Annotated in this window: 24 protein-coding genes, 1 tRNA gene and 1 riboswitch; of the genes, 9 read left to right on the top strand and 16 right to left on the bottom strand. The window is 38.5% G+C overall.

The window, feature by feature from the left end; translation table 11 throughout:
• Positions 1-38: 38 nt before the first annotated feature.
• The 12 genes from BK139_RS03400 to BK139_RS03345 all read right to left on the bottom strand — a co-directional run bounded on the left by BK139_RS03400 (position 39) and on the right by BK139_RS03345 (position 8,611).
• Entirely contained in the window at positions 39-1,526 is a 1,488-nt protein-coding gene (locus BK139_RS03400; protein WP_076256777.1) for a phospholipase D-like domain-containing protein, read from the bottom strand.
• Between the two features lie 103 nt (positions 1,527-1,629).
• Positions 1,630-1,866: a hypothetical protein gene (locus tag BK139_RS03395; RefSeq protein ID WP_076256985.1), complete on the bottom strand. Its 237-nt coding sequence runs from the start codon at positions 1,864-1,866 to the stop codon at positions 1,630-1,632.
• 111 nt (positions 1,867-1,977) lie between these two features.
• A riboswitch (cyclic di-GMP riboswitch) is annotated at positions 1,978-2,065 on the top strand.
• Between the two features lie 530 nt (positions 2,066-2,595).
• Positions 2,596-2,790 (bottom strand): hypothetical protein, encoded by a 195-nt coding sequence (locus BK139_RS03390; protein ID WP_076256775.1) that lies wholly within the window; start codon positions 2,788-2,790, stop codon positions 2,596-2,598.
• A gap of 4 nt (positions 2,791-2,794) precedes the next feature.
• The gene (locus BK139_RS03385) at positions 2,795-3,754 is read right to left on the bottom strand and encodes an HTH domain-containing protein (RefSeq protein WP_076256773.1); all 960 of its coding nucleotides are present in this window, start codon (positions 3,752-3,754) and stop codon (positions 2,795-2,797) included.
• Positions 3,755-3,762: 8 nt separating this feature from the next.
• On the bottom strand, positions 3,763-4,251 hold the full coding sequence (locus tag BK139_RS03380; protein WP_076256771.1) for an HNH endonuclease: 489 nt from the start codon (positions 4,249-4,251) through the stop codon (positions 3,763-3,765).
• A 156-nt stretch (positions 4,252-4,407) separates the two neighbouring features.
• Positions 4,408-5,337, bottom strand: coding sequence for a recombinase RecT (locus BK139_RS03375; protein ID WP_076256769.1), 930 nt, complete (start codon positions 5,335-5,337; stop codon positions 4,408-4,410).
• On the bottom strand, positions 5,337-6,248 hold the full coding sequence (locus BK139_RS03370; RefSeq protein ID WP_175609053.1) for a YqaJ viral recombinase family nuclease: 912 nt from the start codon (positions 6,246-6,248) through the stop codon (positions 5,337-5,339). The genes BK139_RS03375 and BK139_RS03370 overlap by 1 nt, the downstream gene beginning before the upstream one ends.
• A gap of 133 nt (positions 6,249-6,381) precedes the next feature.
• Positions 6,382-6,585 carry a YqaI family protein gene (locus BK139_RS03365; protein ID WP_076256765.1) on the bottom strand — a complete coding sequence of 68 codons (204 nt, stop codon included), beginning with the start codon at positions 6,583-6,585 and terminating at the stop codon, positions 6,382-6,384.
• Between the two features lie 390 nt (positions 6,586-6,975).
• Positions 6,976-7,239: a helix-turn-helix domain-containing protein gene (locus BK139_RS03360; protein WP_009330644.1), complete on the bottom strand. Its 264-nt coding sequence runs from the start codon at positions 7,237-7,239 to the stop codon at positions 6,976-6,978.
• Between the two features lie 143 nt (positions 7,240-7,382).
• Positions 7,383-8,084, bottom strand: coding sequence for an ORF6N domain-containing protein (locus tag BK139_RS03355; protein ID WP_076256763.1), 702 nt, complete (start codon positions 8,082-8,084; stop codon positions 7,383-7,385).
• Positions 8,085-8,273 (bottom strand): helix-turn-helix domain-containing protein, encoded by a 189-nt coding sequence (locus BK139_RS03350; RefSeq protein WP_026041684.1) that lies wholly within the window; start codon positions 8,271-8,273, stop codon positions 8,085-8,087. It lies immediately after the preceding gene.
• An 80-nt stretch (positions 8,274-8,353) separates the two neighbouring features.
• Positions 8,354-8,611: a helix-turn-helix domain-containing protein gene (locus tag BK139_RS03345; protein ID WP_083675288.1), complete on the bottom strand. Its 258-nt coding sequence runs from the start codon at positions 8,609-8,611 to the stop codon at positions 8,354-8,356.
• A 171-nt stretch (positions 8,612-8,782) separates the two neighbouring features.
• Between BK139_RS03345 and BK139_RS03340 the strand changes: the two genes are divergently transcribed.
• From BK139_RS03340 to BK139_RS03325, 4 genes are all read left to right on the top strand, one after another.
• A complete protein-coding gene (locus tag BK139_RS03340) occupies positions 8,783-9,226 on the top strand; it encodes a helix-turn-helix domain-containing protein (protein WP_076256761.1) in 444 nt (147 codons plus the stop codon).
• A gap of 4 nt (positions 9,227-9,230) precedes the next feature.
• Positions 9,231-9,671 carry an ImmA/IrrE family metallo-endopeptidase gene (locus BK139_RS03335; RefSeq protein WP_076256759.1) on the top strand — a complete coding sequence of 147 codons (441 nt, stop codon included), beginning with the start codon at positions 9,231-9,233 and terminating at the stop codon, positions 9,669-9,671.
• A gap of 118 nt (positions 9,672-9,789) precedes the next feature.
• On the top strand, positions 9,790-10,326 hold the full coding sequence (locus tag BK139_RS03330) for a hypothetical protein (protein ID WP_076256757.1): 537 nt from the start codon (positions 9,790-9,792) through the stop codon (positions 10,324-10,326).
• A gap of 168 nt (positions 10,327-10,494) precedes the next feature.
• Complete coding sequence (locus tag BK139_RS03325; RefSeq protein ID WP_076256755.1) at positions 10,495-11,496, top strand: beta family protein; 1,002 nt, start codon at positions 10,495-10,497, stop codon at positions 11,494-11,496.
• On the opposite strand, the gene BK139_RS03320 is transcribed toward BK139_RS03325, so the two are convergent.
• Complete coding sequence (locus BK139_RS03320) at positions 11,465-12,037, bottom strand: sce7726 family protein (RefSeq protein WP_076256753.1); 573 nt, start codon at positions 12,035-12,037, stop codon at positions 11,465-11,467. The two genes, BK139_RS03325 and BK139_RS03320, sit on opposite strands and share 32 nt — an antisense overlap.
• Positions 12,038-12,220: 183 nt before the next feature.
• On the opposite strand from BK139_RS03320, the gene BK139_RS03315 reads away from it, so the two are divergent.
• Positions 12,221-13,420, top strand: coding sequence for a tyrosine-type recombinase/integrase (locus BK139_RS03315; RefSeq protein ID WP_076256751.1), 1,200 nt, complete (start codon positions 12,221-12,223; stop codon positions 13,418-13,420).
• A 98-nt stretch (positions 13,421-13,518) separates the two neighbouring features.
• Here BK139_RS03315 and BK139_RS03310 read toward each other — a convergent pair.
• Positions 13,519-13,591, bottom strand: a tRNA-Val gene (locus BK139_RS03310).
• Between the two features lie 247 nt (positions 13,592-13,838).
• On the opposite strand from BK139_RS03310, the gene BK139_RS03305 reads away from it, so the two are divergent.
• From BK139_RS03305 to BK139_RS03290, 4 genes are all read left to right on the top strand, one after another.
• Positions 13,839-14,603 (top strand): SurA N-terminal domain-containing protein, encoded by a 765-nt coding sequence (locus tag BK139_RS03305; RefSeq protein WP_076256749.1) that lies wholly within the window; start codon positions 13,839-13,841, stop codon positions 14,601-14,603.
• A gap of 127 nt (positions 14,604-14,730) precedes the next feature.
• Positions 14,731-15,345: a YczE/YyaS/YitT family protein gene (locus BK139_RS03300; protein ID WP_076256747.1), complete on the top strand. Its 615-nt coding sequence runs from the start codon at positions 14,731-14,733 to the stop codon at positions 15,343-15,345.
• 109 nt (positions 15,346-15,454) lie between these two features.
• Positions 15,455-15,673, top strand: coding sequence for a hypothetical protein (locus BK139_RS03295; RefSeq protein WP_048009084.1), 219 nt, complete (start codon positions 15,455-15,457; stop codon positions 15,671-15,673).
• A gap of 157 nt (positions 15,674-15,830) precedes the next feature.
• Positions 15,831-16,421: a hypothetical protein gene (locus BK139_RS03290; protein WP_076256745.1), complete on the top strand. Its 591-nt coding sequence runs from the start codon at positions 15,831-15,833 to the stop codon at positions 16,419-16,421.
• A 122-nt stretch (positions 16,422-16,543) separates the two neighbouring features.
• On the opposite strand, the gene BK139_RS03285 is transcribed toward BK139_RS03290, so the two are convergent.
• Positions 16,544-18,502, bottom strand: coding sequence for a TRAP transporter permease (locus tag BK139_RS03285; RefSeq protein WP_076256743.1), 1,959 nt, complete (start codon positions 18,500-18,502; stop codon positions 16,544-16,546).
• Entirely contained in the window at positions 18,492-19,022 is a 531-nt protein-coding gene (locus BK139_RS03280) for a DUF1850 domain-containing protein (protein ID WP_076256742.1), read from the bottom strand. The genes BK139_RS03285 and BK139_RS03280 overlap by 11 nt, the downstream gene beginning before the upstream one ends.
• Positions 19,023-19,133 lie beyond the last annotated feature (111 nt).

Below are 19,133 nucleotides of genomic sequence, written 5' to 3'. Positions count from 1 at the left end.
AGATTTAAGATAGAACAATAAAAACAGAATACATCAACTTATAATAATGAAGAAAGCAGGCGGGCACTCTGTTCAACAATGCGCTCGGTCAGGGGGCGTTCCAGCAAGTCTTCAATATTTAATGGAATAGAGTCCATTAGATCACGTTCGAACTGATCTGTGAGTTCCCTCGCCACATCAGTACTGTACAAGACTTGACATACCTCATAATTCAGGCGAAAACTTCTCATATCATAGTTTGCTGAGCCTACGGCAGCAATCTCCTCATCTATAGTCAACACCTTGGTATGAATCATTCCTTTGTCGTACTGGTAGATTTGTACACCAGCTTCTATAAGTTCCCCATAATAAGTACGGCTTGCAAATTCCACGATTTTTTGATTATTGTGGCGAGGAACCAGCAATCTTACGCTCACACCTCGAGCTACTGCTGTCTTTAATGCCATGATAATATCTGTTTCCGGTACAAAATAGGGTGTTGTTATATCAATAGTCTTAGTCGCCTGTGTTATACATATAAAGTAAGTTTGACGAATAAATGGGGTAGGAATTCCAGGGTTTCCTTCCAACGTATGGATATACGCTTTTTGCAATGTCCTTGTTTTTGGCGATATGTCTATCTCATTATAATCTAGGGTGCTCAACTCCGATCCCAATTCGGCTGACCATCCGACATGATCTTCTCTTCCGATTGGATTGATTACATCAGACTTTGTTTTCGGGTTAGTTTTTGATTTTATTTTTTCCGGCACTGCCATATTCCAATGAACATCAAAGACAGTCTGTAAATCGACCAATGCATCTCCTATGATTTGCAAGTGGGTATCCCGCCAGAAGCCAACGTCAGGCTTCAATCCTGTATATTCATATCCTACGTTCATGCATCCAGTAAAAGCTACTTTTTCGTCAATTGTGACAATTCTACAATGATCCCGATAATTCCAATAAGAAAAGATCCAAGGAAATCGTAAAGGAAATATTGTCCTGCATTCTATCCCTGCTTCGACCATCTGTCGGATTTTTTCACGCGGAAATTTATAACTCCCCAAACCATCTCTCATAAAACGAACCCGCACTCCGTTTACTGCTTTTTCGATTAGTAGTTCCGTGATGCTACTACCAATTTGGTCATTCCTAAATATGAAATATTCCAGATCAATCGTTTTTTGGGCTTTTTGGAGGGATTCAATGAGCTGTTCATATTTTGCTATTCCATTGTCAAATACTTGGACTTGGCCCGTTCGTAGCCCATTCACAGTGAAGTGCCGTAAAGCATCGGCGATTACCGATGCTGAATCACCAAATGTATCAGGTAATTTATTAGATTCACTTTTAGAAGAGGTCAATCTTTTCCGATGAATAAACTTAGGATTTGATATGCTAAGATAAAGCAAGAAACCAATGATAGGAAAAAGAAGGACGATTATTATCCAATTCAAAGCCTTGGCAGGCCTACGCACATCCCGAATTGCTATGATTAAGATAAAAAACGTATTTATCAGGTATAGATAAAAAATCCATTCCAACTAAAAATCCTCCCTTGTTTTTCTCTTAACATTTACAAAAAATGCAGGGAGTATACTTTTAGAATTCGAAAGAATACCTAGTTTACTCTTTTGCTTCCTTGTCTTACTCTTCCAGCCACCTATTTATCTTGGCAACAAACAAATCTAATCCTTCCCTTTCATCAAGATGAAATGCTACACCAGAGAAATCAGGTCCCTGATAATGACAAACGCCCTTGTATTTTTCATGATGACGGATCAGCAGCCGTTCCATCCCTCTGTAAAACTCCAACTCTTCGCCTTGTTTTAGTTCAGCGATTTGATCCTCAAGGGCGAAGGAAAATAAATCTAATTGCTTCATTCCCTCACCGCCTAGTCCCCCTAATAATGCTATTTTTCCCATTCGTAAACATCATTACATTTTTGTTACAAAAACCTACAAAATATGACATTATACCTAAATTATGCTAGTATTTCCTCTGGGCAAATTTTACGAAAGTAAAAGACGCAAAGCCACGGGCCTAAAACAGCTTATTTGTCATGGCAGCCGAGTTGCACACAATATATTACCAATACATTACCTTTCTAGTTTGCCTATTTTTTTAACTAAAGAAAGGGTGTTGAAATTCATGATTTTCCCGACAGTATACAGTAAAGAGCCTGGTCTAAGACATATAATTAAGGATCAAAACTATTGCTTATGTGGCGTTAAATACCATGTCTTTTCTACATTTACAAGAAGTGATTTTAAGAAGATTCAATTTAAAAAAGTAGATAATGTCACCTGCCCTAAGTGTAAAGCCATTATATCTGCTCATCACTCTAAAACTTCTGCATACCGATTTTATTAACTTCAGACGGCATTATGTTTTTCTGAATAACATTTAACGCAGGGACCCTCAACGTAGAAGTAATTTGGCTTTCCACAAATCTTGCAAGTCTTGGAGTAAGTATTCCAACGTTTATTACAGTCCCTGCACTCAAGTAATAAGAGGTTATTTCGATGGCCGATCACAGTCCCCTTGGCCAGACATTTTGGACAGCGAGTAACTAACTTAACATTTGTGATAGTCATTTTTCATATCTCCCTTCAAAACCATTTATTTGGTGCAGCCTCCGCATCAATCTCCCGAAAGGATGCCAGTACAAGCTCATATTTCAGTTCTTCGTAATCACAATCGTTAATACTCTTTCCTGACTGAGCCTTAGAAATATTCAATTCTGACAATCTTTTGATGAGGATATTCCTTTTCTGCTGCATAACGGATTCATAAAGGATCCCCATAGTATCAACTCCCTGATCTTAATAGTTTAAGTTTTTCCTGCAAATCTGCTTTCTTCTTAGCAAGTTCCTGCTGCTCATTCTTTAAAAGTTTAGGCTTTTCATCCTGTAGGTTTCCATCAGAAAACCAATCTGGCAGCATTTCCGTCCGTATTGGCTTGGATCGCATACCCTTAGGTTTATAAGAATTATTGCTTTTAAAAGGCTTAACGTTTTTAGCTGCTTCTTTTGCCTGTTCTCTTGCTACTAAGGCATCATAATGATCCATGATGTATTTTTCACAGTAACCGAAGGCTTTAATGGCTCCATTTGGCTGACGTTCTTTATATTCAGCAAAACACTGTTCAAGCAATTTGATTGTTTGTGACAACGGCATACCACGGGCGACAATCCGGGCGATTGCTTCATAATCTTTTGTTGTTGGGTAAACAGAACGTCCTTCTTGTATCGTTCGTAACTCTATGAATCTTTCAGCAATAATATCTACTGGGTCATTTTCTTTAGTAATAGTAATAGTAGTATTATTTATCTTTGTAATATCTTTATTAGAGTGGACACTTTTGTCCACATAACTGGACATTTCTGTCCACTCTGGGCTGGACGTTTTTGTCCGGTCTCCATCAGACTGGACATTTTTGTCCACTCTCTCTTTATTGTATTTTTTGGAGTTTTTCACAGTTAAAATGTAGCCATAAGGAGCACGGGTGATCTTTATGTAACCATGTGTTTCCAGATCATCCAGCCACCTTTGAACAGTTCTTTCGCTCACTCCAAAAGGTTCTGCCAACTCGGAGCGTTTTAATGGCTTATTTCCTAACACGATGCCCCAGGTTACTCCATCTCGTTCAATTTCTTTTGTAGTGGAGCTGACGCACCAGAGAAAAAGCCACAATGCTGATCCAATTTTTTTGTAATGTTTCGGCTCTAATAATCCTGAATAGGTCGGAAATGGATAACTTTCGGGCACCGTATCACCTACTTCCTATGGACATTTTTATGACATGGCACGCATAAGGTTAGACCATTTGAAACTTCGAATCTTAAATTCTCATATTTAGCAAACGGTTTTATATGATGAGCGTTTAACTCTCCCCCAACTTGCCCACAATGCTGACATGTGTATTTGTCTCTTTCCAAAACCAAAGTTCGCCATTCTTTATATTTACCGGAGCTCCTAATATCCTTATTTGTCTGCTCCCAGGGTGGTTTACTGCCTATCCATATCAAGATTTCCCCATCAATTACCGAAGCATGAGAATTTGGTACGGACACCCCTGAACATTTTAGGAACTCCACTTCCGTTATCTTTCCTAAAATGAAACTGCATTCCCAACAATAATGTTTTTGCTCCTCTGGTATGTGTGGATCAGATTCCCCGATAGTTTCATCGCATCTATCACATTTGAATATAAAATACTTTGAAAATACATCTCCGTTTGGTATACGAATGGTCTTAACAAGCATGTGACTCACTCCCTCTCACAGACAGCAAATCCGTTTTTAACCCCTTTTACTTTGTAATCCGGATACCGCCGCATATACTCTAAAACAAGCATTTTCAAGTGTTCTTTATCTTTAGCCTCCTCCCAGATCCATGCTGGAAGGAGGATATTTGTTTTGTTACTCTGCATCTTCAAAATCTATGTCCAATGATTCCTGGGCGGACATATTTTTGCTAGTTTTTTTCTTCTTTTGATCCGTGTCAATAATTTCAGGCTCTTCATCTGATACATGCTCTTGCTTGCTTGGAGAGTCGTACTGAATTGGCTCATCAAACTCATTAGCCTCATCCGTAATATCTTTTACCTCACGCTCCTGCTCGTCTTCTGAGAATGCTTTTTGCATATCGATGGACAAGATACCCCATTTGCCTAACATGTTCCTAAGAACTGTTTTCATTGCCATGGCATCATAATCAGTACGCCAAACATTATTAAGTGACTTCTTATCTTTTGCCTTGTTATGCTTAATCCTGTGCGCCTCGACCTCATCTCGGGTCCAATAAACCGTTTTTTCAAAGCCATTGACCAACCTAAAGTAGCCACAATAACCGATGACCTTATCACTTTTCCTGGCATCCAAATCAAGGTCAATTTCCTCCGTTAGACGATTCCACTTTAGGAGTTCTCCTTCATATACCGGTATTACATTTATGGCCTTGTACTGGCCACTTCTTAATGCCAGCTGAATGTATCCTTTGTATCCCAGCTGGAACTGTGCTGTCTTATACCCCTTTTTAGAATCATAAAAAGCAACAATCCAGGCGTAACCTAAATTTTTATCAACTGGTAAATCGAGAGATGCAGCAACCATTGCACTGGATACTATGGACATAGGCTCAGCTTCTCTTAGACCAGGATCTCCGTTATATAAATTAAGAACGGATGCCATAAATTGAGGAGCTTTATTGGCCAATACCTGCTCAAATTTCTTTTGCATTGTTGGCGTATTTAATAAACTTTTAAGTCCAAGTGATTGAGCTGATACCTGCTTTGCTGCTGTCTCCTGCCTATTAGCTAATTGATTTTTCAATTCTGTATTAGTCGCCATCAATTAATCTCCTTTACAGCAAATTTTCGGAACGAGGATTCTTTCAAAACTTTTTTGTAAATGTCCGGAAACTTTTCTTTCAGTGCTTTCGAATCCACACTTTTTCTACTCTGATTCTTCCAAGTGACAATAAATTGATCAGTAATACCTGTTTCAGCATCCTTCAATACTTCTCTTAATTTGTTTTCAATTTCGGTTTTTGCTGTTTTAATCAGCTTTTCATCAGATTTCACTTTCTCATATTGAACCAGCAAGTCTTTATAATCAGATGGAAGGACCATTTCTTTATCCTTCACAGCACAAGCGTACTTCTCTTTTAAATACTTCTCAGCTGCACTGGATCCATCTAACACCGGAGCATGCCCTTTCAGTACGTGAAATTCCCAAAAGTGCTTTTCAGCATTGAAAATCATATCGATAAGCTCCTGGTCTCGCTTTACTTCCTTCCAGATGAACTTGTTGCCACCGATAAGAACAGCGATATAACCCTTTTCCTTTTCAGTCACTCCTAGATAATGCTGGAGCTGCACAAGGTAGCTTGCCGGAACTTCTTCGCCTTCCCACTCTTTAGCGAGATACGCACTGGCTGTCTTGCATTCCAAAACCGCTGATTCTCCAACAACTAAACGGTCAACGTTTGCTTTAATAAATGGATACTTGGAATGGCTGTACATGAAATTTGTTCGGCGTACCTTTTTACCTGTACGCTTTTCAAACTCCTTGGCAACCACATTTTCCATTTGATTTCCCCAGTAAATTGCTTCATTATCAGTTTCCTGTGGTTCGACTTGGCCTGTTTTTTCAAGCCAAAGTTCAAAAGGTGTACGAAATTTATTAACTCCAAGAATGATTCCAGCGTCACTCCCGCCGATTCCTTTAGCCCGTTCTTGCAGCCATTCGTACCGGCTCATATCCTTTGTAGGAACTGCATTGTTTAGCGCCAATTCTAGTCCCCCCTTTACCGTCAAGAGCCTATATGCTAAAATGACGGTACAAAATAATTAGCCAATCATTACCGACTCCTGCGCCAACAGGAGTCATTTTTTATGCTGTTCTAAATTCAAATTCCATCACTTCTGTTAAGAACCGATCCAAGTTGTCCTTCAAGATGATTTCACCGTCATATTCCACTATGTCGTCACCATCAAGGATTTCGTCACCAAAATAATCGAATCCTACATGTTCAGGCTGTGTTACCATATTCGGATATCCGGACCGCTCTATTTGGTCAATCATAGGATGATTCATTTTTATCCTCCTCTCTATGTATTAGGTGCTTTATTCACACCGCGATAAGCCGAAACGTAGATGATGGGGGAATGGTAGATATTTGTTCCGACTTATCGCGGCAGGAACAAAGATTCTTGCCGCCCTATTCTAGTGGTGGTAGAATAAGCATATCGATATTTAGTGGCAGTGAGCTGTGGTGAGCTTACTGCTTTTCTTTTTGATTTGAAGTAAAATCTCCAATTAAAATTCCCATGATAAAAATAAAGTAGGTTCCAAAAATCATAGCTAGGACATAGCCCAAGTCCACTTAAGAACCCTCCTTTGAAGTACGTATTCTAACTGCCCAATCAATCTTTACTCCTTGGCTCTTTAATTTCTTAATCAATTGTTCCAGCTTCTCTTTTCTGGTTAGAACCATTGGATTATTCCTCCTATCAACGGCATTAACTGCTGCAATATCATCACTGGATCTACCCCTGTCACAATGGCACATGCCACATCTTTAGCTGAGGTAACATCTGCCCACTTGATTAAAGTAGCGACATCTAATGTTTTTTTATCTGTTTCAAATTTTGAAATACAACTCCGTGAACGATGAAGTTTCTCTGCGATTTCCTCCTGGGTAAGACCTGCTCGCTCCCGGCATGCTTTCAATACTGCGCCGAAAGTCAATCCTTTCTCCCTCCCTTCTATGTTCCAATTTGGAAAGGTTCCAGTATGGAACCGACAAATTAATAGATTGCTATTAAAATTAATAGATGAAAGGAAGTGCACCGAATTTTTTTGAGCCTGGCAGCTTCGTTCGGTGCCTTCGCTCATGAAACTTTTCTAGGAAACCAGTTTTCTATGTAGCTGAGAGCTGATTGAAGTTCCTTTCTCTTAATGTCTTTGTAGCTTGCTACACCAAAACGATCCTTTATTTCCCGATGTAGTTCCCTGAAGAGCTTTGATCGGAAATCTGGATTACTTTCTAGCTCATATACCTTTTGAGCAATTCCTTTCTGCACACGGCGTTGTTCGCCACTGCTAAGAGTGATATGCTCTTCAACTTTATGATCAATTTCATAGACAAGCTTTCTGATTTTGTGTTGTTCAGCTTTAATGATTTGAGTATCCTCCATAAGATCTGCAGTTGTTCTCAACACCGTGACAAGAGCCTGATCTTTTGAAAGAGGAACAATGTCTTCTTTAATGGTGTAGTATTCATCGACCAGCCTTTCGTAAGCATCCCATGCCTGCTCAGTATTAAGTGATTTAGCGTGAAGCCAAGCTCCTTTTTCGGTCCAAAGATAGAGAATAGAAGTAAATTTAAGGCTGTCGTCAAATTGACGTGACCCTTTGAATTCTCGTAATTCTTCTCCGGATAAGGCAAAATAATGCTTGCCTTGAACATACCGATCTGCATTTCTTTGAAAGTTACGGTTAATAATTTTTGCTTCTGTTCCAAAAGCTTCTGCAAGCTGAGTGGTAGTTAATACTCGCTTACCTCTCTGGCAAATAGGCTGCAGTTGATTCATTTACATCGCCTCCAGACTTTTTTGTTCTTGGTCACGCATCCAGGCATTGATCGTTTCCAGAGAAAAGAAAATTCTTCGCCTAACCCGGAAATGGGGGATTTGCTTTTCTCGGACCATCGTATAAATCGTGTCAGGATGGACACCAATATAATCAGCCACTTCCTGAGCTGTGAGTGTTTTTCGCTGCACTTTGAAATGATCCTGAGCTATTAGCTTTTTGAGATCCATTTTTTGCACCTCAATAATTAAAATTGTCTGGCTTGCCTTCATTAGGCTGTGTACCTGTTATTACCTTTTGGTAATTCATGTTTATAAGAAAAAACTTCTTCAAAGCTTAAATCCTGAAAGTTCTTTAATACACCAGCAATAAACTTACTACCAGGATTTCTTTTACCATTTAAAACACGATTAACTGTACTATGAGCTACACCAATAGTTTCTGCAAATTTGCTTTCGGACATATTTTTTTCAAGTAAATACTTTTTTAAGAATTCTGCTCTCACAATGATATCTGTTGAATTAGTCAAGTTATCACCTCTTTTCCCTTTAAGTCATTACCTTATGGTAATAAAATATCACCAATTTTACCAAAAGACAATACTTTTTATCATATTTTTTTTAAGTTTATTGCCTTTTGGTAATGCTACACTCTAATATAAAGTTATCGATGGAAATTAATGTTGAATGGATGATTTCTTATGACTGAATTCGGAACATATATAAAGAAAATTAGAGAATCAAAAAACCTAACCTTAAATCAGGTTGCTCTTTATTCTGAAATCAGCGCTGCTCAATTATCGAGAATAGAGACAGGAAAAAGAGGAGTACCAAAGCCAACGACAATAAAGAAAATTGCAGAAGCTCTAAAGACGGATTACGATCAATTAATGAAAGTAGCAGGTTACTTGGAAGAAACATCAACAAAAAGCACATCTTCCACAAAAGACGAAAAAGACATCGCAAAAAGAATGGAGAAAATTCGTCAAGACCTTTCTGAAGACGATGGCTATATGTTAATGGGGGAACCAATTAGCGAGGAAGCAAAGGAATCAATCATGGATGCCATGGAATATGCAATTAGACAAGCCACCAGGATTAACAAAAAGTATATTCCAAAGAAATATCGTGATAATCAGGACTGATTAGATGAAGGATTTAATTGTTGCTGAAGTTCAACGATTAATTAAGAAATTCAAGACAAGAGATCCTTTTCTAATCGCTGAGAAACTTGGTGTCCATGTCGTACCATGGGATTTTACGGATGAAGTCCAGGGAATGTACAAATATGAAAGAAAAAATAAATTTATTTTCATAAATAACAATTTGGGCAAAGTCCGTAATTTTGTCATGGGACATGAATTAGGTCACTCGGTTCTTCACCCCAAACATAATGCTTCATTCCTAAAAAAGAATACTTTCTTTCCAGAAAGCAAATACGAAAGGCAAGCAAGTCAATTCGCTGTAGAGTTGTTACTTCCAGACGAAAGTCTAAGTGAATATGAAGATTCACATCTTTCAATCTATGAAATTGCTGAAATATATGGTGTGCCAAGAGAACTTGCTCACTTAAAAAAATTTAAACAATAGATAGTTTTTTCCATAAAACCAAACCATGTGACACGTAGATTTGCGTGTTTTTATATTGAGTATTGATGGGTAATTAATCCATAAATACATAAATTTATTAAAAAGGAGATTGGATAAGATGAAGTACAAGTTTTTACTAGTTATCTCTGTTCTATCTCTAAGCTTTATCTTAGGGGCATGTTCAGGTACAGAGGAAACTAAAGAGCCGGTAAACAAGCCTACTGATGAAGTTAATGAAAAAGCAGAAGAACCGAGTGACACCGAAAAACAAATATCCGAGCAACAACAGAAAACTATTGACTCTCTCAATAACTTCCCAGAGTTCATAAATAATTATAAAGAACTCGGTGAAGAAAAAAAGCCTACATGGGATAATTACCTATACGGTCAAGAAGTAACTTGGTCAGGCACTATAATGGAAATAGGTTCTTCACAAATTTGGGTATTAGGTGCAGGAGAGTACACCGGTCAAACGTGGGATGATGTTAGTACATCAGGTAACGAAGCTTATAATGTTTTTGTTGCAGATTTTACGAGTAATCTCCTCACCGATCTAAAACCAGGTGATAGTGTTACAATCAAAGGCACCTTAGAATCACGTGGGGACTTCGATTTGAATTACCATTGGAAAATTTATAGCTCAGAGATTCAATGATTGGCCCTTTTGGGCTTTTCTTTTCAACTTTAAACGAACATATATTTCATGGAATTCTATTGGAAATTAAACAAAATTCCAGGAAGTTAGGGACTGCATGAACAGCATTTATATTTAACCTAATTACTCCTGTTAATATAAAAATATTAACAAAATGGGGGATTTTCAATGTTGTATGTACCAATTTTAAGGTGTAAAGCAGGAGAAAAGGATGCACTAACTCAATTAAAGGATGATGTAAAAGACAAAATTGTTCCTTTATTTGAAGTTGCACCAGATACTGTTTCTAAGTTCTCAGATATAACAAGGGCTTGGAAAAGTAGGAAGTTCTACTTTGACTTGCATGCTGCCCTAGAAATCGATAATGAAAAATATTTCGAGCTCATTGATAAATGCATTATGGATGATGTATTGACCGATATGATTCCAGTGGTACATGTTTCTGACGATTCTGAAAAAGTTGCAAAGGTTAAAGAAATTTCTGCTAACGGAATAGCGATTAGAGTTACAACAAATGAGCTTTCCGATCCAGACTTTGATTTTTCTTTCTCTGACATATTGAGAGAGATTGAACTTTCAAATTGTGATCTTATACTTGACGCACAGTATATTAATAATGACACATTGAATACACAGATTTTTGTGTTAAAAAGTACTCTTTCTACTATTCCTAAACTTGCCTCATTCAGGCGAATTATCATTGCCAGTGGATCGATCCCTGAAACTCTTAATGTACCTAAAGAGGAACTAGTATCCATTCAAAGGTTTGAAAAGATATTATTCGAAAACATCCGAAAAGCTTTAATGCAAAAAGACATTGCACCGATTTTTTCTGATTATACAATTTCACATTATTCCTACTTCGAATTTATTCCCGGAATGCAGATGTCCTTCAAGATCCGCTATGCAGCGGAAAATGAATATTTCATCTATAAAGGCCTGACTCTAAAAAAAGGGGGGTTGAAAATTGATAAAGTGCTAGAAGGATGTAAAGCAATAATTGAAAAGTCCGGACACTTTAAGGGTCCAGACTTCTCATGGGGAGACACTGAGATTTATGATAGATTCTCAGGGGAAACAACTGGACCAGGTAATCTTCAAAGCTGGGTATCAATAGATGAGAATCACCATATTACTCTCATGGTAGATCTTCTCTCCAACCGGTCCTAGTTTTTAGGGTCTCTCTCGTATAATCCTTTAATAGTTTAAATGTAATGTTTTCAATTGCCATCTCTTTGAGACCTGTTCTGTCTTTTTTTGAATAACCTCTTACCTTATTTTCTTTAAGGTAAGACCTTAACTCAACATTCCAGAGCAGGTCTAAGAGATTGTGTAAAGAGATCTTTTTATTCATTTTGGTTGATCGAATTTTCTTAATTGAAATAGTACCATACCTATTTACATATGCTACTTGTATACCCCAATGTGAAGGGATATAGTCAGCAATTCGATCTTCGAATTTTTGACCCACAACAATTGTATTTTTATCAAACGTTTTATCATAGCATTCTATTTGATTTGCTAATCTCTCCAGGCTATCATGATCACTCTTTATTTCAAAACCATGAAAAATTCCGTTTGCTAATGCAACATCAGCACGGGCCAATCCGTCGCAAATAACTAGTTCTTCAATTACCCTGTAGTGTTTGCCACGGTTTTCTTTATGAATTTTTTCAATTAATTTCGCCCTGATATCAAAATCAGTAAGCATACTACTTCACTCCATATTATTCGTTCAATTAAATATTACCATTAGGAATTATTTTTTAGAACAGAGAATTGAATATCCACCTAAAAAGTTGCCTGTTGAGCTAGGCATTTTTATTATAACACCAAACAGAACATATATTCCCTCATCAAAAATCTTGATAAAATTAATAAGGAGGATAAAATAATGGCAAGCGTTCAAAAACGAGGAACAAACTCTTTTATGCTTGTTGTAGAGGTCGGTTATGATTCAAAAGGCAAAAGAAAGAAGAAAACCAAAACCATACGAATAAAGGATCAATCTTTATTAAAAACAAAAAAGAAATTAAATGACTACTTACAGTCAGAGTTAGTGAAGTTCCAAATGGAAATTGAGTCAGGCGAGTACATTTCTCCTGAAAAAATGACTCTTGCAGAGTTCGTAAAAGACTGGCAAAAAAAATACGCCGAAAAAGGTGGGCTAAGTGAACAAACATTGGATGTGTACCTCACCCACTTTAAAAACCACATCCTCCCCACTCTTGGCCATATGCGACTAGATCAGATAAAGCCGATTCATATCGTTAACTTTTTATCTCAATTAAAAAAAGTAGATGGCAGTCCTATGGCTGTCTCCACTGCTCAATATGTATATCGTGTCCTTAGAAACATTCTACAGCGAGCTGCAGATTGGAAGATTATTAAATATAACCCTGCAGCAGATGTCAGCAAACCTAGCCAGCGAGGTATTCTAGAGAAAGAAATCAACGTTTATAATGAGAATGAGGTAGCAGTATTGTTTGATGCAGTCCAGGATGAACCAATACACTGGCGTGTATTTACTTCTCTTGCACTTGCTGCTGGATTAAGAAGGGGTGAATTATTAGGGCTGGAATGGTCTCATATAGACTTGGAGAAGGGTATTATTCAAATCAAACAGATTATTAGTCGAGGTACTGGTGGAAGGCCGATTTTAAAAGGTCCAAAATCCAGGAATTCAAAACGTGTTATTTCTTTGCCACCTATGATGGTCGAAGAGCTTAAAAAATACTATATACACTGGAAAAAAGAAAAAATGCGTATGAGAGATTTGTGGATTGAACATGAGCATGAATTTGTCTTTTGCAATGAAAACGGAAAACACTATTATCCCACTACGCCTACTACCTGGTGGAGACGATTTACCAACAGGGCTGGGGTCCGATTTATCAGGTTACATGATCTGAGACACACTTCAGCAACCCTATTAATAAATCAGGGTGTTCACGCAAAAATTATTTCAGAGAGACTTGGTCATTCCAATATCCGTATAACCATGGATACATATGGTCATGCTTTACAAACTGCAGATCAAGAAGCAGCTAACAAATTAGACTCAATATTTACACGGCAAAAAAATAGCATTTAAAAATTTCGTCAACAATTCGTCAACAATTGGGGTTTACTCTATATTTTTAAGAATAAAGAAAAAGCCTAGAACCGTTGAGGCTCTAGGCTTTTAACAGATGATTCCGACTGGGTTCGAACCAGCGACCTCTACCCTGTCAAGGTAGCGCTCTCCCAGCTGAGCTACGGAATCGTTATGAATATTTCCCTCTATTGGGGACAATATAAAATATACTTCACTACTACATAAAAGTCAATACCTATATTTCATCCAGAAACTATCAGGTTAAGAGCTTTATAACCAGATTACATTCCCTTTACAAATTCGGCTTTTGTACCTTAAAGGTATCTTTTTATGATTATATGCTTTATAATGCCCTCTATATGATTCATTTGTTAGTTGAATCAAACTATACAGGGTTACGGAAGGAGAAATATCAATGAAGAAACTAATGTATCCCTTTTTACTAGTATTAATATCTGCCGTTTTAGCTGCTTGTGGAGCTGACGATAAAAGCAAGAGTGCAGATAAAAAAGAAGAACCGAAAACAGCTGAAACCGATCAGCAGGACCAGCAAAAGCAAATGGAAGAAATGCAAAAGAAAATGGATAAGCAAAAGCTTGATGAAAAAAAGACAGTTGCAATTGTGAATGACCAGGAAATTCTTGGACGTGAGTATAACAGTGTGCTTACTTCTTCACAAATGATGTATCAGCAAATGGGACAAGACCCTACTACAAAAGATGCTGCAGAGAAAATTAAGAAGCAGACACTTGACAGTCTAGTGGGCCAGACGCTTCTTCTCCAGGAGGCTGATAAAAAAGGCTATAAAGCTTCTGATGAAGAAGTCAAAAAGCAGCTCGAAGAAACAAAAGGACAATTCAAGAATGATAAGGAATTTGAAACAGCAATGAAACAGGCTGGCCTTAATCCCGATTCATTAGAGACGGAAATTGCCAACAATATTAAATATACGAAATACATCGAAGGCGAGATTAAACCTGAGAATGTTACAGATGCTGAAATTCAAAAATTCTATGAGGAATATGCAAGCCAGGGTGGTGCTGAAGGACAGGAGCCCCCTAAATTGGAAGAAGTAAAACCGCAGATCAAACAGCAGCTCGAACAGCAAAAACAGCAGGAAATGCTCGTTAAGCATGTAGAAGAATTGAAGAAAAACGCAAAAATTGATATTAAGGTATAATTATCATTGACCAGCTCCCGTTTACGGGAGCTGTTTTTCTATATTTTTCCACATGGAATCTATTGGACATCTTCTTCCCCTTGAGTAATTATTTAAATGCTGTAATATGTATTGGGGAGGATTCTACATGACTAAATACACTACATTCATTCAAATAATTGCAGGCTATTTAATTCTCACTCTCGGTGTTTCACTAATCATCTTATCCAATCTAGGTGCAGGTGCCTGGGACACTGTTTATGTTGGGCTTTTCAATAAGTTCGGTCTTACCATTGGAACATGGTCATTCCTGGTTACGGCTTCCCTTATATTTTTCAATGCCATACTCTCCTGGGAAAAACCGCAGTTTAAATCATTTATTGGAACCATTTTAGCGAGTCTGGGGATCGATTTTTGGATGGAGCTTGTTTTTAGCGGCTTCACCGTTACACACTATCCCTATCAGATACTTGCCTTCTTTACTGGTATTATCCTTCTGGGCTTCGGAGTATCTATCTATATCCGCCCGCAATTATTCAGCGGCCCCATTGATGGATTAATGATCGCAACTGCCAAAAGGCTCAATATCAGTATGAAGACTGCACGTATTATTAATGAATTTTTAGCATTGGCCATTGGCCTTCTCTTAGGCGGTCCGGTCGGATTGGGTACTTTGTTAGTAGCCATCTTTTTAGGCTATGCCATACAATATGGAACTGTCCTTCTCAATCACTTAAAAGATAAGGGTTTAAAGATTATTTAAAAGACTTCATTTTTGAGGTCTTTTTTTATGCGAACAAATTTTCGTATTTCACTTGATTAGGAACGCATGTTCGTTTATAATGTAAATAAACGTAAGGAGGGATTTCTCTATGAAAGGAATTCTTTATCGTGCTATGGAAGAGAGAAAGCCTGTGGAAATCATTTATCTCTCCAAACGCAATTCATTTTCACAAAGAAAAATATTAATCAAAGAACTTCGAGGCAGTACGATTTTAGCCTATTGTTTATATAGAAAACAAATGCGTATCTTTAATTTGAATCATATTATGTCCATTTTGCCCGAAAAGAAAGCTCGCCAGATCAGCTAAAGGACAAATTCACTTCATCCATCAAGGCTGTATTTCACAGAAGAAATACGGCTTTTTATTATGATTCCTTCCCGATTATTCTGCTCCCTTTGGGGTATATATTCCCTAACTGGGAATGGACCCTTAAATTCCACATGATTAGGAAAGGAAGGATTTTATGAAATCTAGCTCATTATCTTTCATTACTGCATTGTTTGCAGGCAGCCTTATACTGGCAGGCTGTAATCAGACTGAAGAGCAAATTGTAGAGGAGGAAGACAAAAACAACCCTTCTACGGAAGAACAGCGGGCAGAAACGGAAGAAACACCCGAAGAAAACAAAAGAATAACTGAAGAAGTTGGCTTGGGAGACACTCGAGACCTTTTCACAGAGGCTTATGGTGAAAATAAAAACAACGAGGAGATAGCCCGCTTTAATGGAGACAGTATGCTGGTAGAGTTTAAAACCCATCGCGCAGTTAATATTGAGCTGCAATTTGAGGATATGGAAAAAGAGATGAGTAATGAAGAGGTTCTTGCATTTATCGAAAAAAGGATTCCGAAAGATGCTGAGGAAGTTAACAGAGTTAAAGAAGATAATAACCAGCGTGAAATCATTGAGTATAAAAGCAAACTATTAAAAGACACCCTCAGTGAAGAAGTATATGAAGGCGATGAACCCGGTACATTCACTGTTCTATTAACCAGCAGTGAAGAAGATTATGTCAGTGCCACACTTTCTATCGGCCATAGCGACCAAGGAGCTTGACATCCCCGGCAAACAGAAGCAAAAAGGAAGGATCTCATATGAGCATCCTTCCTTTTTGCTTTAAATTTATTTTTATACTTCGGGAAATTTCTGAATCAAGCGCGTAAACTTTTTTTAACAGATTAAGCTGTTTGCGGCTTGGCCTGATCGTCTTTTTTTATGAAAACCTGCAATGCAATTAACAGGATAAAGATACCTAATCCTATAATATCAGTAACCCCTTCAGGGTAAATAAGCAGCAGGCCTCCTGCAATTCCAAGCAGTCTTTCAAAAATATTCAACTTACGCAGCCAGTAGCCAATTACACCCGCGCCAATTGCCATCATACCTGCTAAAGCGGTGAATACTACCCAGATTAAGTAATACCAGGTGGTATCGATCATCAATAACTCCGGTGACAGGACAAACATGTATGGGATAATAAAAGCCCCGATGGCAAGCTTGGATGCTGTTACGCCTGTCTTTATCGGATCTCCGCCAGATACTCCAGCTGCGGCAAATGCTGCAAGAGCAACTGGAGGTGTGACATCTGCCACAATACCGAAGTAGAATACAAATAAGTGAGCAGATAAATCAGGTACACCCAGGAGAATGATTGCCGGGGCGGCTATTGTTGATGTAATAACATAGTTTGCCGTTGTTGGTGATCCCATTCCCAGGATAATTGCTGCAACCATTGTCAGCATCAAAGTAGGAATCAACAGCCCGCCGGAAAGATCAAGAAGGCCATTCGCCATCTTTAATCCAAGACCTGTCTTTACAACTACCCCAACAATAATACCTGCCGCAGCTGTTGCTGCAGCAACGCCCAAAGCTGTGCGTGCACCATCAACTAAAGCATCGATTGCATCTCTGAATCCAATACGTGTTTCCTTGCTGATCATACTTACTGCAACCGTAATGACAATTGACCAAAGAGCAGCACGTATTACGCTCATTCCGCTCATCAGCAGGATGATAACTGCTAAAATCGGCAGCAGCAAATAAATCTTCTTCATAACTTCTTTGCGGTTAGGCATCTCTTCGTCTTTAAGGCCCCTAAGACCTACACGTTTCGCTTCGAAGTGAGTCATGATCCAGACTCCTGCAAAATATAGAAGCGCAGGAATTGCTGCTGCCTTTGCAATATCCCAATATGTAATTCCGCCGCCAATAAACTCAACCATTAAGAAGGCAGCAGCACCCATGATTGGAGGCATAATCTGGCCGCCGGTTGAAGCAGTCGCTTCAACTGCGCCAGCGAATTCTTTTTTGTAGCCAAGCTTTTTCATCATAGGGATGGTAAATGAGCCTGAAGTTACTACGTTAGCTACAGAACTTCCGCTAATTGTTCCCTGCAGTGCACTTGAGAATATGGCAACCTTCGCCGGTCCGCCTGTTCTCTTTCCAGCGATGGATACCGCCAAATCATTAAAATACTGGCCAACCCCCGTTTTTACCAGGAACGAACCAAATAACAAGAATAGGAAAATAAACGTAGCAGATACGCCTAAAGGGGTACCCAGAATTCCCTCGGTCGTAAAGAACATGGTCTGCACCAATCTTTCTAAATCAAGACCCCGGTGCGCCAAAAATGCCGGCATATATGGCCCGAACATCGCATAGGCAAGAAAAATGACGGCAATAATGGTGATGGGAAGACCAACCGCACGCCTGGTCGCTTCCAGAACCAGAAGAACTGCAATTAGACCTACATAAAAATCAATCTCGGTCAGACGGCCTGCCCTCATGACAATTTCATCAATAAAAAGTGGCCAATAAGCTCCTACAGCAATACCCAGTATAGCTAAAATGATATCGTACCAGGCAACCTTATGCTTTCGTCCCCTGTCTTTCTTCCTTGCAGGGAATAATAGAAAGATTAGGGCTAATGCAAAACCTAAATGAATCGAACGCTGCAGCTGGGCTGTAAGCATCCCGAAAACCCCTGTATATAAATGGAAAAGCGAAAATGCCAAAAGCCCAAAAAAGACGATCCAGCCTAATACTCCTCCTAATTTCCTTGTACCAGCCTCTGGATCGTATTTCTCCAGCAATTTCTGCTGTTCCTCAAGAGATAATGTTTCTCCTTTATTTTCCAAGGATATTCACTCCTTTCAACACCTCGATTAAGTTTATCTTTTTCGCCTTTATTCGTACCCATGTACCAGGTTCGATATAATCTGTAAGGACATATTCCCGGCCTTGCAAAATCAATCTGTGATTGGCTCTGACCTTACCCAGCCTTAAGTCAAATGAAGGAAAAACCCTTTTCATATTCTTAATATAATATTTGCCGTTCTTTTGTTCAAATGTTTCTCCATCTGAAGCATTTTCAGGCATGCCAATGGCAAAATCCTCATACATGAGTTCGAACAATTTAATACTTCCATCTCCGGTTATGGTATAGCTTTCTACAACATCAGTAAGGTGGATGGAATGTGTATACTTTATCTTAAATGTTCTGTCCTCTTTAATAGGGAAATAAGCAATCACCTTTCCTTTGTTTTGATACTCAAAAACAACTGCCTGCTTAATGGGTATGAAGAACATGATTGCAATGGTTATGATTACGAGGAGTGCCAGGAACGCCTTTTTATACCCTGGCTTATTAAAGTTCATGAAACCTCCACCTAAAAAAATTTGTCAGCTTTTACAATAGATTGCCACTTCATTTTAAAAATTAATTGACCGGCGCAATAACCTTATCAGGTTTTACAGCCGGCCAGATTT

This window comes from Paenibacillus sp. FSL R5-0490 (assembly GCF_001956215.1).
Taxonomy (GTDB): domain Bacteria; phylum Bacillota; class Bacilli; order Bacillales; family Cytobacillaceae; genus Cytobacillus.
Note: the sequence above shows the minus strand (reverse complement) of the source record. Positions and strands in the feature narration are given on the sequence as shown.

Coding starts and splice junctions, on each gene's coding strand:
- BK139_RS03305 (WP_076256749.1), top strand. CDS start 13,839: ATGAAGAAACTAATGTATCCCTTTTTACTAGTATTAATATCTGCCGTT.
- BK139_RS03375 (WP_076256769.1), bottom strand. CDS start 5,337: ATGGCGACTAATACAGAATTGAAAAATCAATTAGCTAATAGGCAGGAG.
- BK139_RS03280 (WP_076256742.1), bottom strand. CDS start 19,022: ATGAACTTTAATAAGCCAGGGTATAAAAAGGCGTTCCTGGCACTCCTC.
- BK139_RS03320 (WP_076256753.1), bottom strand. CDS start 12,037: ATGCTTACTGATTTTGATATCAGGGCGAAATTAATTGAAAAAATTCAT.
- BK139_RS03340 (WP_076256761.1), top strand. CDS start 8,783: ATGACTGAATTCGGAACATATATAAAGAAAATTAGAGAATCAAAAAAC.
- BK139_RS03335 (WP_076256759.1), top strand. CDS start 9,231: ATGAAGGATTTAATTGTTGCTGAAGTTCAACGATTAATTAAGAAATTC.
- BK139_RS03290 (WP_076256745.1), top strand. CDS start 15,831: ATGAAATCTAGCTCATTATCTTTCATTACTGCATTGTTTGCAGGCAGC.
- BK139_RS03365 (WP_076256765.1), bottom strand. CDS start 6,585: ATGAATCATCCTATGATTGACCAAATAGAGCGGTCCGGATATCCGAAT.
- BK139_RS03390 (WP_076256775.1), bottom strand. CDS start 2,790: ATGGGGATCCTTTATGAATCCGTTATGCAGCAGAAAAGGAATATCCTC.
- BK139_RS03380 (WP_076256771.1), bottom strand. CDS start 4,251: ATGCTTGTTAAGACCATTCGTATACCAAACGGAGATGTATTTTCAAAG.
- BK139_RS03315 (WP_076256751.1), top strand. CDS start 12,221: ATGGCAAGCGTTCAAAAACGAGGAACAAACTCTTTTATGCTTGTTGTA.
- BK139_RS03395 (WP_076256985.1), bottom strand. CDS start 1,866: ATGAAGCAATTAGATTTATTTTCCTTCGCCCTTGAGGATCAAATCGCT.
- BK139_RS03295 (WP_048009084.1), top strand. CDS start 15,455: ATGAAAGGAATTCTTTATCGTGCTATGGAAGAGAGAAAGCCTGTGGAA.
- BK139_RS03300 (WP_076256747.1), top strand. CDS start 14,731: ATGACTAAATACACTACATTCATTCAAATAATTGCAGGCTATTTAATT.
- BK139_RS03355 (WP_076256763.1), bottom strand. CDS start 8,084: ATGAATCAACTGCAGCCTATTTGCCAGAGAGGTAAGCGAGTATTAACT.
- BK139_RS03370 (WP_175609053.1), bottom strand. CDS start 6,248: ATGAGCCGGTACGAATGGCTGCAAGAACGGGCTAAAGGAATCGGCGGG.
- BK139_RS03325 (WP_076256755.1), top strand. CDS start 10,495: ATGTTGTATGTACCAATTTTAAGGTGTAAAGCAGGAGAAAAGGATGCA.
- BK139_RS03330 (WP_076256757.1), top strand. CDS start 9,790: ATGAAGTACAAGTTTTTACTAGTTATCTCTGTTCTATCTCTAAGCTTT.